Origin of the sequence: Aminobacter carboxidus, from assembly GCF_014863355.1 — a bacterium.
GTDB classification, from domain to species: Bacteria; Pseudomonadota; Alphaproteobacteria; order Rhizobiales; family Rhizobiaceae; genus Aminobacter; species Aminobacter carboxidus.
On the sequence record NZ_JACZEP010000003.1, the window covers coordinates 121,100 to 134,903 of the forward strand.

At 63.5% G+C, this 13,804-nt stretch carries 14 protein-coding genes; 11 read left to right on the plus strand and 3 right to left on the minus strand.

Annotated features, from left to right (window positions below):
- Positions 1-12 precede the first annotated feature (12 nt).
- Both IHE39_RS12460 and IHE39_RS12465 read left to right on the plus strand, forming a co-directional pair.
- Entirely contained in the window at positions 13-384 is a 372-nt protein-coding gene (locus tag IHE39_RS12460; RefSeq protein WP_184774168.1) for an antitoxin Xre/MbcA/ParS toxin-binding domain-containing protein, read from the plus strand.
- Complete coding sequence (locus IHE39_RS12465) at positions 377-889, plus strand: RES family NAD+ phosphorylase (protein ID WP_184774167.1); 513 nt, start codon at positions 377-379, stop codon at positions 887-889. Before IHE39_RS12460 ends, IHE39_RS12465 begins: the two co-directional genes overlap by 8 nt.
- Before the next feature lie 8 nt (positions 890-897).
- Here IHE39_RS12465 and IHE39_RS12470 read toward each other — a convergent pair whose 3' ends face one another.
- Positions 898-2,085, minus strand: a complete 1,188-nt coding sequence (locus tag IHE39_RS12470) for a tyrosine-type recombinase/integrase (protein WP_192566671.1) — start codon at positions 2,083-2,085, stop codon at positions 898-900.
- Between the two features lie 195 nt (positions 2,086-2,280).
- Here IHE39_RS12470 and IHE39_RS12475 point away from each other — a divergent pair, with 195 nt between their 5' ends.
- A complete protein-coding gene (locus IHE39_RS12475) occupies positions 2,281-3,441 on the plus strand; it encodes an RHE_PE00001 family protein (protein WP_192566672.1) in 1,161 nt (386 codons plus the stop codon).
- 554 nt (positions 3,442-3,995) lie between these two features.
- Here the strand turns inward: IHE39_RS12475 and dgoD are convergent.
- Positions 3,996-5,144 (minus strand): galactonate dehydratase, encoded by a 1,149-nt coding sequence (dgoD, locus tag IHE39_RS12480; protein ID WP_192566673.1) that lies wholly within the window; start codon positions 5,142-5,144, stop codon positions 3,996-3,998.
- Positions 5,145-5,176: 32 nt separating this feature from the next.
- Positions 5,177-5,920 (minus strand): FadR/GntR family transcriptional regulator, encoded by a 744-nt coding sequence (locus IHE39_RS12485; RefSeq protein ID WP_192566674.1) that lies wholly within the window; start codon positions 5,918-5,920, stop codon positions 5,177-5,179.
- A 199-nt stretch (positions 5,921-6,119) separates the two neighbouring features.
- Between IHE39_RS12485 and IHE39_RS12490 the strand changes: the two genes are divergently transcribed.
- The 8 genes from IHE39_RS12490 to IHE39_RS12525 all read left to right on the plus strand — a co-directional run bounded on the left by IHE39_RS12490 (position 6,120) and on the right by IHE39_RS12525 (position 13,767).
- A complete protein-coding gene (locus IHE39_RS12490) occupies positions 6,120-7,112 on the plus strand; it encodes an arabinose ABC transporter substrate-binding protein (RefSeq protein ID WP_067964779.1) in 993 nt (330 codons plus the stop codon).
- 67 nt (positions 7,113-7,179) lie between these two features.
- Positions 7,180-8,691 (plus strand): L-arabinose ABC transporter ATP-binding protein AraG, encoded by a 1,512-nt coding sequence (gene araG, locus IHE39_RS12495; protein ID WP_192566675.1) that lies wholly within the window; start codon positions 7,180-7,182, stop codon positions 8,689-8,691.
- Positions 8,692-8,702: 11 nt separating this feature from the next.
- Positions 8,703-9,653, plus strand: coding sequence for an L-arabinose ABC transporter permease AraH (gene araH / locus IHE39_RS12500; RefSeq protein WP_184770383.1), 951 nt, complete (start codon positions 8,703-8,705; stop codon positions 9,651-9,653).
- A gap of 1 nt (position 9,654) precedes the next feature.
- Positions 9,655-10,533, plus strand: coding sequence for an aldose 1-epimerase (locus IHE39_RS12505; protein WP_192566676.1), 879 nt, complete (start codon positions 9,655-9,657; stop codon positions 10,531-10,533).
- Positions 10,530-11,312, plus strand: a complete 783-nt coding sequence (locus IHE39_RS12510) for an SDR family oxidoreductase (protein WP_192566677.1) — start codon at positions 10,530-10,532, stop codon at positions 11,310-11,312. The genes IHE39_RS12505 and IHE39_RS12510 overlap by 4 nt, the downstream gene beginning before the upstream one ends.
- Before the next feature lie 7 nt (positions 11,313-11,319).
- Positions 11,320-12,258, plus strand: coding sequence for a 2-dehydro-3-deoxygalactonokinase (locus tag IHE39_RS12515; RefSeq protein WP_192566678.1), 939 nt, complete (start codon positions 11,320-11,322; stop codon positions 12,256-12,258).
- Positions 12,255-12,905, plus strand: coding sequence for a 2-dehydro-3-deoxy-6-phosphogalactonate aldolase (locus IHE39_RS12520; protein ID WP_192566679.1), 651 nt, complete (start codon positions 12,255-12,257; stop codon positions 12,903-12,905). The genes IHE39_RS12515 and IHE39_RS12520 overlap by 4 nt, the downstream gene beginning before the upstream one ends.
- Entirely contained in the window at positions 12,895-13,767 is an 873-nt protein-coding gene (locus IHE39_RS12525) for an SMP-30/gluconolactonase/LRE family protein (protein WP_192566680.1), read from the plus strand. The genes IHE39_RS12520 and IHE39_RS12525 overlap by 11 nt, the downstream gene beginning before the upstream one ends.
- The last annotated feature ends 37 nt before the right edge of the window (positions 13,768-13,804 follow it).

Here is a 13,804-nt window from a genome sequence, read left to right on the forward strand (position 1 = left end):
CCGGAGCGTGTCATGGCAGCTCAAAGTCTGGGAACATCAGTGGCTCATTTTGGTGAGGCACGGTCGCAATTCCTGTCGGCACGCCGCGTGTCGGAGCTGCTGGGGGTGACCCAGGCAGACTTGGCCAGGCTGGTTGGCGTTGCCCGCAACACCCTGACCGCACGTTCTGGAGCGCGCAAGGTAGACCAGGCACTCAGCCCCGTCGTCCGCATCCTGGCGATGGCCGCTGAAATGGCCGGCGACGAAAGCCGCGCTGCGATCTGGTTCAAGCACCAGCCGATCCCCGGTTGGGCCGGCAAGACGGCTTATGATCTGGTCGGCGAAGGCAAGGCCGACAAGGTTCTAGCCTATCTGGAGGCGGTGCGCTCGGGCGTTTATGCCTGAAGCCAGCTTGCAGCGAACGCTGTGGCGGGCCTTCGTGCCGCGCTGGGCGCACATGCCGCTTTCGGGCGAGGGGGCCGCGCGTTTTGGCGGACGCTGGAATCCAGTCGGCTCGCCGACGCTGTATGCAGCCTGCGAGCTGTCGACCGCCTGGGCCGAATACAATCAGGGTTTTGTCCAGCATCCGGCGCTGATCGCCCAGCTCGAGCTGTCGGAAGCGAGGCTTGTCGATCTGACAGATGCGACGGTTTTGCAGAAACTCGGCATCGATGCCAGCATTCACAATTGCGAGTGGCGCGCCGATCTTGACGAGGGTAGGACACCTCAGACCCATCTGCTGCGGCAGCGTCTGCTGACAGAGGGGGTTGACGGCATCGTCTACCCCTCCTTCATGTCGCCTGGCGGCGGCTGCGTCGCCCTGTGGCACTGGAACGGTCCGGGCCAACCGTCGCTCAAGGTCATAGATCCCGATCAACGCCTGCCGAAGACACCTGCCTCCTGGCTTTAGGCCTTGGGTTACACAACCAATCGCGCCGCACGCCCGAGCTTGCGTTCGGCGTCGTTGTAGTAGTGCGAAGCCTGGCTGACGGAGCGGTGCTGCGATTGCTGCATGGCATCGAGCAGCGGGATGCCGCGGCGCGCCGCCTCGGTGAGGTAGCCCGAGCGCAGGCCGTGGGCGGAGAATTCGTGCGGATCGAGGCCTGCGGCGGCAATACGGCGCTTGAGGATGAGATTGACGGCCTGCGGGGTCAGCGCACGGCGCTGGACATGGCCCCACTGGTCAATGGCGCGGAACACCGCACCTTCGACGAGCTCGGCCCGGGCGATCCAGTCGTTGAGCGCCGTCACCGGCCGACCGATCAGGAATACCGCTGTTTCCGTATCGGTGTTGGTGGTCTTGGTGCGGCCGAGATGGATCTTCAGGCACGGCAATGTGCCGCCATCGACATTGAGCGGATCGACCGGCACCGGCGCTTCCTCCACAAGCTGTTCGAACCGAAGGCCTGCTGCCTCGCTGCGCCGGCGCCCGCCGGACGCAAAGGCGAAGAGCAGCAGGGCGCGATCGCGGCAATCAGCCAGACTGTCACCGGCGCAGGCTTGCAGCACCGCAGTCAGGATGTCAGCCGTGACCGCTTTTAGGCTCTTGCGGATACGCGGACGCCCGGCGGCGCGGACGGCAAGCTTGATCGCGCTAGTGACCCCGGGCGCGTTGAAATGACCTGTCAGGCCGCGCCATCTGGTCAAGGTCGACCAGCTCGACAGCTTGCGCCGGACGGTGGCCGGTGCGTGCGGTCTTTGGGCCAGGCGCAGCAGGCCCTGGTCACGTAGCGATGCCGCCACAGCCTCGGGCATGCCATGGGCAAGATCGCTGTCGCGGCGGGACACATCCCACAGATGATGGGCGACAAATTTCAGCAGCAAGGCCTCAGGCGCCGGCCACGGCAGTGCCGCGCCGGTCGCAGCCAGGCACCAGGCCTCGAGGTAAAACAGATCGGAAGCGAGTGCCCGCAGGGAGTTTTCGCCAATCCCTTGGTTGGCGAGATGACGCAAGGTGGCGACGTCGTCGTCGCAAAGCACGTCCGCCAGCTGCTTGCGCCGGTCAAACGGCAGGATACCGTCAAGGGCGTCGAGCGCCTCGGCCCTGTCCGCGCGACCGTCACCAGCGTTGGGGGCAGGGCCTGACTTGGTCGGCGGTTTGGCCATAGCATCTCTTTTCGACAGGATTTTGTGCCGCAAACAGCCGGGTTCGAGCCGGATTCTAGCGCTTCCGTGGCTGATTTCAATCACTATCGATAAGGGTTAGTTATCGATAATTAAACGGGCCAGTTTTCAGGATCGCCATGACTAAAGGTAAGGATATGATAGCTTTATGAACGGGAAATGTGTTAAGGTTAATCAATGCCTTACGTCTTGCCTGATTTGTCCCTCGATCAACTCATCGGGCCCGCCATGCGGGCAACCGAGGTTCTGGTACGTCTCGACGAGCGTGTGGCCCGTTCGCCGGTTGGCGCGGGCTTTGTCGCGCGCAGTCATTTTGCCGACGCCGTCTCGGCACTATGGCTCGAGGGTGAGCTCGTGCATGTCGAGGACCTGGTGCTGCACGACGCGCATATGGATCAGCGGGCGCCGACGCACGAGTTGACCCGGGCCCATGAAATCTTGCGGCTCAGGCGCCAGGTGCTTGCCAACAAGCCGGATTGGGCGCTCGGCCGCGACGGCCTTGCCGCTTTATGCGGGCGGTTTGCGGCAGCGGGGCCGATGGGCTCGGAGACGCAGTTGCAGGTGCCGGGGAAGGGCAGTGCTGTAGGCGGTCAGGATGACGAGCAGGAACCGGAGGACGACGGCCTCGGCTCAGGGAGCCTCAGTGCCGAATTGGCTGCGCTGGATGCAGCGCTTGGCCGCGCCAATGCAGTGCTTGACGCAGCACGGGCGCCGGCCACGGCAGGGCGCGATACGACGTTAGGCGGCGAGGCGGCCGCCACCCGAAATCCCTTGCTTTATGACGGTGACTGGGACGAGCAGGAGCGGCTGGGCGAGTGGAAGACTGCGCTCGCCAAGCTCGACGGTTTGCCAGCTCTGCTGCGTGCCGCGGTCGCTTTCGACGCCTGGAACGCCATTGCGCCGCTGCAGCATGCACCGTGGCTCGGTCGTCTGCTCGTCGCAGCACTGTTGCGTCAGGCCGGCACGACGACCGCGCAGCTGGCCGCGCTCTATCTCGGGGCCCGGGCCATTGGACGCGAGCGCCGGCAATCGCGCGACCGCACGACAAGGCTGATCGCCTTTGTCGACAGCGTCCATGAAAGTGCTGTGGCTGGGATCAAGGAACACGACCGGCTGATGCTGGCCAGGATGCAGATGGAGCGCCGGCTCAAGGGTCGGCGCTCGACGTCAAAGCTGCCGCAGCTGATCGATCTTGTGTTGTCGCGGCCGCTGGTCAGCAGCGGCATGATCGAAAAGGAACTCGGCGTCACCACCGCCGGCGCGCTCAATCTCATAGGCGAGCTCGATCTGCGAGAGTTCACGGGCAGAGGCAGGTACCGGGCCTGGGGTGTGATGTAGGGTCGGCCGGTGACGGAGGGCACCGTGCGTCACGGCTCGTAGCGGCCAGGCTCGAAACTGAAATCTTCAGCCGGGACGCCGTCGCCTCAGAGGCGTGATGTGAGGCAACGAAGCAAGCCGCGCTACTGGCTGCCGCGGCGCCACTTCAAGATGCTAGGGACCTGGGTCCGTTCGTTGTCGTCACCGCGAAGCAGAGGCGACCGCGATCCGGGGGCCTACCGCCCATCGGGCACGGTCATTGGCAGCGCCGGCGGTGGCCCGACTTGCTGACATAGAGCTCCACCAGTTCCTTATGGGGTGACGCGCGTCGGGCATCATCCAGGCTGAGCGTGGGAACCTCTATGGCCCAGCCTAGTAGCACTGCTAGGCATGCCTGCTCAAATTTGCCGACCAGACACGAGCGCGAGCAGGAAGTGGCCGGCGTCAAAAATGTGCGCCTCCATGCGCGGCAGGGCCTGCATCCATGAGCTGCGGGACATCGTCTCCCAGATGATGGCGCAATTCGTAAGGCTTGAAGGTGCCTGCCGGGTCAGGAAGTCCTGTGCAGCGTCTTCTCACCATTCGGCGAATGAGCCATCCTTGTGGCGCCAGATGGGGTTGCGCCAGCGATGGCCTTCCTTGGCGCGTTCCTTGACGTAGTCCTCGTCGATCTCGACCCCGAGGCCGGGGCCATTCGGGATGGTGACGTAACCGTCTTCGTAATGGAACACGTCCTTGTTCTTGGCGTAGTCCATCAGGTCGTTGGACTTGTTGTAGTGGATGCCCAGGCTCTGTTCCTGGATGAAGGCATTGTAGCTCACCGCGTCGAGCTGCAGGCAGGCGGCAAGCGCGATCGGACCGAGCGGGCAGTGGGGGGCCACGGCGACGTCATAGGCTTCGGCCATGGCAGCGATCTTGCGACATTCGGTGATGCCGCCGGCATGTGACAGATCCGGCTGGATGATGTCGACGACGCCTTCCTGGAGCACGCTCTTGAAGTCCCAGCGGCTATAGAGGCGTTCGCCAAGCGCGATTGGCGCCGATGACAGGGCAGCGATCTCTTTCAATGCCTCGCGGTTTTCGCTGAGCACCGGTTCCTCGATGAACATCAGCCTGTAGGGCTCGAGCTCCTTGACCAGGACCCGGGCCATCGGCCGGTGGACGCGGCCATGGAAGTCGACGGCGATGCCGACATGCGGGCCGACTGCCTCGCGCACCATGGCGACACGCTCGATCGCCGCATCGATCTTGTCGTGACTGTCGACGATCTGAAGCTCTTCGGTGCCGTTCATCTTGAGCGCGGTGAACCCGCGCGCAACGACGTCTTTGGCACCTGCTGCGACTTCCGACGGCCGGTCGCCACCGATCCAGGAATAGACCTTGATGCGGTCGCGGCAGCGCCCGCCAAGCAGTTCATGCACCGGCACGCCGAGTGCCCGGCCCTTGATATCCCACAGCGCCTGGTCGATGCCGGCAATCGCACTCATCAGGATCGGTCCGCCGCGGTAGAAACCACCGCGATACATGACGTTCCAGTGGTCCTCGATGAGCCGCGGATCCTTGCCTATCAGATAGTCGGCGAGTTCATGCACCGCCGCCTCGACTGTGTTGGCGCGGCCCTCGACCACGGGCTCGCCCCAACCGCTCACGCCCTCGTCTGTCTCGATCTTGAGAAACAGCCAGCGTGGCGGAACGATGTAGGTCTTGAGTGCAGTGATCTTCATGGTGTCGGCACTAACTCCGGATGGGCTGGCGTTCAGTCTTTCTTGTGCTGGCTCTTGGCGCGCGCGAGGTCGCGCGCGGCGAGATCGAGGATCTCGTTGGCGGCGACGCGCGCGGCGGCGGCGTCGCGCATGCGCAGCGCTTCGACGACGCCGTAGTGGACCCTGACTGCTTCGTCGCGCCGGTCGACGGAATTGGCCGTCGCCTCGAGCGCGAAGTTCAGCGCCGTCTCGATCATTCCGCCGATCTGGCGAAAGATCGGGTTGTGGCAGGCACCATAAAGGACCTGGTGAAAGGCGGCGTCCGAGCGGGCAAAACGCGCAACGTCGCTTCCCGCTGCTTCCATGCCTTTCCATGCCAGTTCGAGATCGGCGATCTCCTGCAGCGAGGCTCTGGTCGCGGCAAGTTCGGCGACCAGCGGCTCGATGGCACGGCGGGTTTCCAGGATGGAGTCGAACAATTTTGGATCAAGTGTGTTCGGCGCGTGCCACTCCAGCACCTGGGGATCAATGATGTTCCAGTTGTCGCGCTCGCAGACGACGGTGCCGATGCGCGGGCGGCTGAGAACAAGGCCCTTGGCTGCGAGCGTCTTGAGCGCTTCGCGGATGACGGTGCGGCTTACGCTATATTCCGTGCAGAGGTCGATTTCGCTCGGTAGCGTGCTGCCCACCGGATAGTTGCCGGCGAGGATCTGCGAAGCGATAGCACGCACGACATCGGGCAGGACGCGCGGTCGACGTGACTTCGCTTGCGCTTCAGGTGCCTCGTTGATGTTCATGCGTTCTCCTCCCCCAAGAGCGTTTTCTCGTTCTTATGTCCGCTTCGTATGCCGGACAATGCGCCCCTGCGATCATCCATGACGACGCCGCAAAAGGAAGTTATCTCATTTATCATACCAACGCAATTGACTGGTATGATAAAAGAAGCTAGCGTTTGTCATCCGGGCTGAGTGCCCGGCACCTTTGGGAGGAGTTCACATGCGATTGTTGAAGACGGCGCTCGTCGCGGGCGCCCTTGCGGTTCTGTCTGCCACCACCATTGCTTCTGCCTATGCGCAGGAAACCAAGATCGGCTTCATCGTGAAGCAGCCCGAGGAGCCCTGGTTCCAGGACGAGTGGAAGTTTGCCGACCAGGCTGCCAAGGAAAAGGGCTTTACGCTGGTCAAGATCGGCGCCGAGGACGGCGAGAAGCTGATGTCGGCGATCGACAATCTCGGCGCCCAGGGCGCCCAGGGCTTCGTCGTCTGCACGCCCGACGTGAAACTCGGGCCTGGCATCGTCGCCAAGGCTGCAGCCAACAACCTCAAGGTGATGACCGTCGATGACCGTCTGGTCAGCGCCGACGGCAAGCCGATCGAGGAAGTGCCGCATATGGGCATCTCGGCCACCAAGATTGGCGAGGCCGTCGGCCAGGCGATCGTCGACGAAATGAAGGCCCGCGGCTGGAAGGCCGAAGAGGTCGGTGCGATCCGTGTCTCCTATGACCAACTGCCGACCGCTGTCGATCGCGTCGAGGGCGCCATCTCGGTGCTCAAGGCCAACGGCTTCAAGGCCGAGAACATCTTCGATGCGCCACAGGCGAAGACCGACACCGAAGCCGCGCTCAACGCAGCGACGGTTGTCCTGAACAAGAACGCCAACATCAAAAAGTGGGTCGCCTTCGGCCTCAACGATGAAGCGGTTCTGGGTGCCGTTCGCGCTTCGGAAGGCGTCGGCATCGCAGCTGACGGCATGATCGGCGTCGGCATCGGCGGCGCGGACTCGGCGATCAACGAGTTCAAGAAGCCGTCGGCTACCGGTTTCATCGGCTCGGTGATCATCTCGCCGAAGCGCCATGGCTATGAGACCGCGCTCAACATGTACGAGTGGGTTGCCAACGGCAAGGAACCGGAGAAGCTCATCCTGACCGCCGGTGCGCTTGCCAAGCGCGACGACTTCGAAAAGGTCCGCGCGGAACTCGGCATCGAGTAGTCACCGCCACATTGAACGGTGTCCGGCGGCGGTGTTTGCTGCCGCCGGACATTCAGGAGGACCGTCGATGTCATTTCTCGAATTTTCCCACATCTCGAAAGCCTATCCTGGCGTCCAGGCACTGTCCGATGTGTCGTTTTCCGTCACCAAAGGGGCCGTCCATGGCCTGATGGGCGAAAATGGTGCTGGCAAGTCGACGATGATCCGGGTGCTCTCGGGCGACCAGCATGCCGATACCGGCGACATCATCATCGATGGCCAGGTCCAGAAATACGCCTCGACGCGTGACGCCTTCCATGCCGGCGTCATCGTCATTCATCAGGAACTGCAGCTGGTTCCGGAGCTTACCGTCGCGGAGAACCTTAGGCTTGGCCGCTTTCCGGCCAATGCCGGTGTCATCCAGTCGCGGCAGATGTTTTCGGAAGTCGGCGACAAGCTGAAATCGGCCGGCATCGACATCGACCCGCGCCGCAAGGTCAAGACGCTGTCGATCGGCGAGCGGCAAATGGTCGAGATCGCCAAGGCGATCATGCTCGATGCACGCGTCATCGCGTTGGACGAGCCGACCTCATCGTTGTCGTCGCGCGAAAGCGAAATTCTCTTCAGCCTGATCGAGCGCCTGCGCGCCGAAGGCAAGGTCATTCTCTACATCTCCCATCGCCTCGACGAGGTGTTTCGGCTCTGCGACAGCCTGACCGTGCTGCGCGACGGCAAGCTGGCCGCCCATCATCCGAGCCTCGAAAACGTCACGCGCGAACAGGTGGTGGCGGAGATGGTCGGTCGCGAGATCTCCAATGTCTGGGGCTGGCGTGCGCGCACGGTGGGCGATGTCAGGCTGAAGGCTGAAGGCATCGCCGGCGAGAAGCTCGTGCAACCGGCGAGCTTCGAGGCCAGGGCTGGCGAAATTCTTGGCTTCTTCGGACTGATCGGCGCGGGCCGTTCAGAGTTGATGCGCCTGGTCTATGGCGCCGACATGCGCAGCGGCGGAACGATCAGCGTCGACGGACAGGCGATACGCGCCGTCGACCCGCGCCAGGCGATACGCGCCGGCATCGTGCTGTGCTCCGAAGATCGCAAGCATGACGGCATCATCCAGGGGCGCTCGCTGGAGGAGAACATCAACATCTCCTCGCGTCGTCACAACACGCGCTTCGGTATCCTCAATCCGCGCAAGGAAGCCGAAATCGCCGAGACCTACATCAAGAAGCTCAAGGTCCGCACGCCTTCGCGCAAGCAAGACATCCTGAACCTGTCCGGCGGCAACCAGCAGAAGGTCATCCTCGGCCGCTGGCTTTCCGAACAGGGCGTCCGCGTCCTCATCGTCGACGAGCCGACACGCGGCATCGATGTCGGCGCAAAGTCCGAAATCTACGAAATCCTCTACCAGCTCGCCGAGCAGGGCATGGCGATCATCGTCGTCTCCAGCGAACTGCCCGAGGTAATGGGCATCTGTGACCGCATCCTTGTCATGTGCGGCGGCCGCATCTCGGCGCACATCGACCGCAACGATTTCAGCGAGCGCGCAATCCTGGCAGCAGCGCTTCCCGACAAGAAGACGCCAGCCGCAATCGCATCCTGAGGGGACTGAGCATGACAAACTCTTTCAAGAAGATACTGCTCGGCGACCAGGGCCTCGTCGTGATCTTCGTTCTGGCCTTCGCGCTGGTGTCGATCTTTGTCCCGAACTTTCTGACCGAGCGCAACATGCTGGGCCTGCTGCAGTCGGTGGTCACCGTCGGCATCGTCGCCTGCACGATGATGTTTTGCCTGGCGGCACGGGACTTCGATCTGTCGGTCGGGTCGATCGTCGCCTTTGCCGGCATGGTTGCCGTCATGGCCTCGAATGCCACCGGTTCGATCATGATTGGCATCCTCGCCGCCCTTCTTTGCGGCGGCGCCGTCGGCCTGATCAACGGCGTGGTCATTGCCAAGTTCCGCATCAACGCGCTGATCACCACGCTGGCGACCATGCAGATCGTGCGCGGCCTGGCGCTGATCGCGTCGGACGGCCGGGCGGTCGGCATCAACGATCCCCATTTCTACCAGCTTGCGCTATCCAAGTTGCTCGGCGTTCCGACGCCGATCTGGGTGCTGGCAATGCTGTTCGTGGTGTTCGGTTTCGTTCTGAACCGCACGGTGTTCGGCAAGAACACACTGGCCATCGGCGGCAATCCGGAAGCGTCGCGCCTGGCTGGCGTCAATGTCGACTGGACGCGCATCTGGATCTTCACCCTGCAAGGCATGGTCTGCGCCATCGCCGGCATCCTGCTCGCCTCGCGCATCACCTCGGGCCAGCCCAATGCGGCCATTGGCCTGGAGCTGTCGGTCATCTCGGCTTGCGTGCTCGGTGGCGTGTCGCTGGCCGGTGGCCGCGCGGCGATCGCCGGCGTGATCGTCGGTGTGATGATCATGGGCATCGCCGAGAATGTGATGAACCTGCTCAACATCCCGGCCTTCTACCAGTACATCGTCCGTGGCGTGATCCTGCTGCTCGCCGTGTTGCTCGACAACCTCAGGTCTAGCGCGCTCGGACGCCGTTGAGATGCACGGATTTGTCGAGCTTGAAAACGACTGCCTGTCGCTGCGGCTGAGCACGACAGGCGGGGCGGTCGTTGACGGCCATACGCGCGATGGACGTCGCTTCCTGCGCCGACATGACGACGGCGCCTTCGACGTCTTGCGCTCGGCATGCTTTCCGCTGTTTCCCATCGGCAATCGCGTCGAGGGCAACGGTTTCGAGCTGGCCGGCAAAAGTTATCGTTTCAAGCCCAACACGGCCGAGCCGAACTACATCCATGGCGACGGCTGGCTGGCCAAATGGAACGTTGCAGATGCATCGGCCACGCATGTTCGGCTCGTCTTCGAGCAGCCGCGCCCCGTCAATTCGCCTCACATCTATCGTGCGGTCCAGACCATCACGCTTGATGGTGCAACGGTGACCTTAGCGCTTTCGGTTACAAACCGGGGCGACGAAACGCTACCGTTCGGCATCGGCTTCCACCCCTATTTTCCCCGGACCGAGGGCACACGAATCATCGCGCCGGCGGCCGCTTGGTGGAGCGAGCGCGAGGGCTATCTGCCCGGCGTGCGCACGCCGATCCCAGACAGCGCCGATTTCGCGACGCCGCGCCGGCTGCCGCGCCGTAGGTTGAACAATTGCTTCGAAGGCTGGAGCGGGCAGGCGCGGATCATCTGGCCGGAGGTGAAGCTCGCCGCGGATATCGCCGCCGATCCAGTATTCTCGCGCTACATGCTCTACGCGCCGGAGGACGACGCAAGCTTCTTCTGCCTGGAGCCGATGTCGCACACACCCAATGCGCTGGCGCTTGCCGGGCCAGATGCGCTGCATCTCCTGGCATCCGACGAGACGCTCGCCGGCGCTTTTTCGATCACTGTTTCTGACTGCGAGGACTTCCAATGAGCGACCGTCTTGTCGGCAAGCGCATTTTCCTGACCGGTGCAGCACAAGGCATTGGCCTCGCCATAGCCCAGGAATGCCTGAAGGAAGGCGCGAAACTCTTTATCGTCGACCGCGACGGACCTCTGCTGCGCGAGACAGTGGAACGGCTCAACGCAGACGAGGGCACGCTCGCTTGTGCCGAAGCCGATATCTCCGACGCTTCGGCTATCGCTGCCGCCATGACGCAGGCCGACAAGACGATCGGCCCGGTCAATGCGCTGATCAACAATGCCGGCATCAACGTCTTCAATTCGCCGCTCGAGACCACCGATGCCGAGTGGCAGCGCTGCTTCGATGTCAATCTCAAGGGCGCATGGAACTGCTGCAAGGCGGCACTGCCTGCTATGATTGCGGCGGGTGGCGGGGCAATCCTCAACATCGCCTCGACGCACTCCTTCACCATCATTCCGCACACCTTCCCCTATCCGCTCGCCAAGCACGCGCTGCTTGGTCTCACCAAATCCCTGGCGCTCGAATATGCGGCTGCCGGTGTGCGCGTGAACGCGCTCGCGCCCGGCTATGTCGAGACGCAGAAGAACATCGACTACTGGAACAGCTTTGCCGATCCGGCAAAGGCGCGCGCCGACACGATGGCACTGCACCCCGGAAAGCGCATCGCCACCACCACCGAGATCGCCAAGGCGGCCGTGTTCATGATCTCGGACGAATGCCCGTTCATGAACGCTGCCTGTCTTGTCGTCGACGGTGGCCTGAGCGTCCTCCAGCACGCCGCGCAGTGAGGGGACGATGTCCGCAGCATCCGTCATCGTGGCAATCGATTGGGGAACCACCCGCATGCGGGCGTGGCTCCTCGATGCCGAAGGTGCCGCCCGTGCCGAACATCGCAGCGACGAAGGGCTGACCACAGCCCAGACGGTCGGCTTCGAGCCCATTCTCGAACGGTGCCTTGCTGCCTTGCGCGCGCCGGACGACGTGCCGGTCATCATTTGCGGTATGGCTGGCGCGCGCCAGGGATGGATCGAGGCGCCTTATGTCGACGTCCCGTCCTCAATTGCGGCGATCCTGAGGGGCGCCGTCCGCGTTCCCCATGCGGGGCGCGACATCCGCATCGTGCCGGGCCTTGCCTGTCGCAGTCTCGACGCCCCCGACGTGATGCGGGGCGAGGAGACGCAACTGGCTGGCGCGAAGCTCGAGACTGCCGGCCGCCATGTGGTCTGTATGCCGGGTACCCACTCCAAATGGGTGATTGTCGACAGCGGCGCCGTCGAGACTTTCCGGACGTGGCCAACCGGCGAATTGTTCGCGCTGCTCTCAGGTCACTCCATCCTGCGCCATTCGATTGGCGAGCAGCCGGACGCCGTCTCGACGGAGAACCCGGTATTTGCAACAGCCTGCGAGATCGCGCTCGCTGACGGCGGCGATTTCGCCTCGCGACTGTTTTCGATCCGGGCCGGCTCGCTGCTTCATGGTCTGACGCCTGAGGACGCGGCGGCTAGGCTATCCGGCCTGATGATCGGCAGCGAGGTGGCGTCTGCTCGGCGACAATTTCTCCATGCTGACCGAAGTGTGACCCTTGTCGCATCAGGCACGCTCGCCACGCTTTATCGCCGTGTTTTCGAGATCGCCGAGCTAGCGGTCCGCGACATCGATGCCGACACCGCAGTGCGCATCGGCCTGTTTGAAGCGGCGCGCCAGAATGAAATGATCGATGGAGTGCCGGCATGACCAGAACAGCGGAATTTCCGAAATTGCGGCGCGGACTTGTCGCGATCCTGCGCGGGCTCACCCCCGATCAGGCTGTTGCGGTGGCCGGCGCGGTCTACGCGGCCGGCATCGAGGCAATCGAGGTACCGCTCAACTCGCCGGAGCCTTTTGTCTCCATCGCTTCCATCGTCGGCAGCCTGCCAGCTTCCGCGTTGATCGGAGCAGGTACAGTGCTTGACGCAACCCAGGTCGATAGCCTCGCCGAGGTCGGCGGCCGGCTCGTCGTCAGCCCCAACATCGATGCCGAGGTGATGGCCGCAGCTGCCCGCTACGGCATGGTGACCATGCCGGGGGTGATGAGCCCGACCGAGGCATTCACAGCGGTTCGGCTCGGGGCTTCGGCGCTGAAATTCTTCCCGGCCAGTGTGATCGGGGCAAGCGGTATCGCCGCGATGCGCGCAGTACTGCCCAAAGATACTGTCGTCGGCGCCGTTGGCGGTGTTTCCGATCGCGACTTCGCCAGCTACCGCGCCGCCGGCGTCACCGCGTTTGGGCTCGGCACCAGCTTGTTCCGCCCTGGCATGGGCGTCGAGGAAGTGGCGGCACGGGCAAGGTCCGCCGTTGCCGCCTGGAACGAGGCTTTCGAGGGCAACGACAATGCCGGCTAACGTTTTGGTATTGTCCGACCATGCCTGCGAACTCGGCGAGGGGCCGAGCTACGATCCGCTCGGTGACACGCTTTATTGGTTCGACATCGTCAACGGCCTGCTGCTGGAGAAACGTCTAGGTGAGGACCGCACCACAACGACCCAGCTCGGCCAGATGGCGAGCGCCCAGGCGTCCATCGATGGCGAGCGCCAGCTGATCCTGACCGAGACCGGCCTTCATGTCAGGAACAGGACGACAGGCGGCATGGCCCTTCACACGGCGGTGGAAGCAACCAACGCGTCCACCCGCTCCAACGACGCCCGCGTGCATCCATGCGGAGCTCTGTGGTTCGGCACGATGGGCAAGCATGCGGAGACCGGTGCAGGCAGGATCTACTGGTTCTTTCGCGGCGAGTTGCGCGAACTCTATGCCGGAATCTCCATCCCCAATTCGATCGCGTTCTCCCCTGACGGCACGGTTGCCTACTACGCCGACACCGCAGTCGGGCGCATCATGCGCGTTGCTTGCGACGCAAACACCGGCCTGCCCGAAGGCGCGCCCAAGGTTTTCGCCGAAAGCCAGGGTTCCGGCAGCTTCGACGGTTCGGTGGTCGACGCCGATGGAACCCTGTGGAACGCGCGCTGGGGTGAGGGACGGCTCGCCGCCTATACGCCCGGCGGCGAACTTGTCCGTTCGGTGCCGTTGCCGGTGAGCCAGCCGTCATGCCCGGCATTCCTAGGTAAAAATGCCGACCGTCTCGCGGTGACCTCCGCCTGGATCGAGTTCGGCGATGACGCGCGCCGGGCCGAGCCGGATGCCGGCATGACGTTTCTGGTCGACCTGCCGGTCAAGGGCCGGCTGGAGCCTCATGTGCTGATCTAGCGGCATGCCGTGCCGACCGCTTTTGGCGGGTCTTCAA

What these genes read in the sequence shown, in the direction of transcription:
- IHE39_RS12460 (WP_184774168.1), top strand. Translation starts at nt 13, where the DNA reads ATGGCAGCTCAAAGTCTGGGAACATCAGTGGCTCATTTTGGTGAGGCA.
- IHE39_RS12465 (WP_184774167.1), top strand. Translation starts at nt 377, where the DNA reads ATGCCTGAAGCCAGCTTGCAGCGAACGCTGTGGCGGGCCTTCGTGCCG.
- IHE39_RS12470 (WP_192566671.1), bottom strand. Translation starts at nt 2,085, where the DNA reads ATGGCCAAACCGCCGACCAAGTCAGGCCCTGCCCCCAACGCTGGTGAC.
- IHE39_RS12475 (WP_192566672.1), top strand. Translation starts at nt 2,281, where the DNA reads ATGCCTTACGTCTTGCCTGATTTGTCCCTCGATCAACTCATCGGGCCC.
- dgoD (WP_192566673.1), bottom strand. Translation starts at nt 5,144, where the DNA reads ATGAAGATCACTGCACTCAAGACCTACATCGTTCCGCCACGCTGGCTG.
- IHE39_RS12485 (WP_192566674.1), bottom strand. Translation starts at nt 5,920, where the DNA reads ATGAACATCAACGAGGCACCTGAAGCGCAAGCGAAGTCACGTCGACCG.
- IHE39_RS12490 (WP_067964779.1), top strand. Translation starts at nt 6,120, where the DNA reads ATGCGATTGTTGAAGACGGCGCTCGTCGCGGGCGCCCTTGCGGTTCTG.
- araG (WP_192566675.1), top strand. Translation starts at nt 7,180, where the DNA reads ATGTCATTTCTCGAATTTTCCCACATCTCGAAAGCCTATCCTGGCGTC.
- araH (WP_184770383.1), top strand. Translation starts at nt 8,703, where the DNA reads ATGACAAACTCTTTCAAGAAGATACTGCTCGGCGACCAGGGCCTCGTC.
- IHE39_RS12505 (WP_192566676.1), top strand. Translation starts at nt 9,655, where the DNA reads ATGCACGGATTTGTCGAGCTTGAAAACGACTGCCTGTCGCTGCGGCTG.
- IHE39_RS12510 (WP_192566677.1), top strand. Translation starts at nt 10,530, where the DNA reads ATGAGCGACCGTCTTGTCGGCAAGCGCATTTTCCTGACCGGTGCAGCA.
- IHE39_RS12515 (WP_192566678.1), top strand. Translation starts at nt 11,320, where the DNA reads ATGTCCGCAGCATCCGTCATCGTGGCAATCGATTGGGGAACCACCCGC.
- IHE39_RS12520 (WP_192566679.1), top strand. Translation starts at nt 12,255, where the DNA reads ATGACCAGAACAGCGGAATTTCCGAAATTGCGGCGCGGACTTGTCGCG.
- IHE39_RS12525 (WP_192566680.1), top strand. Translation starts at nt 12,895, where the DNA reads ATGCCGGCTAACGTTTTGGTATTGTCCGACCATGCCTGCGAACTCGGC.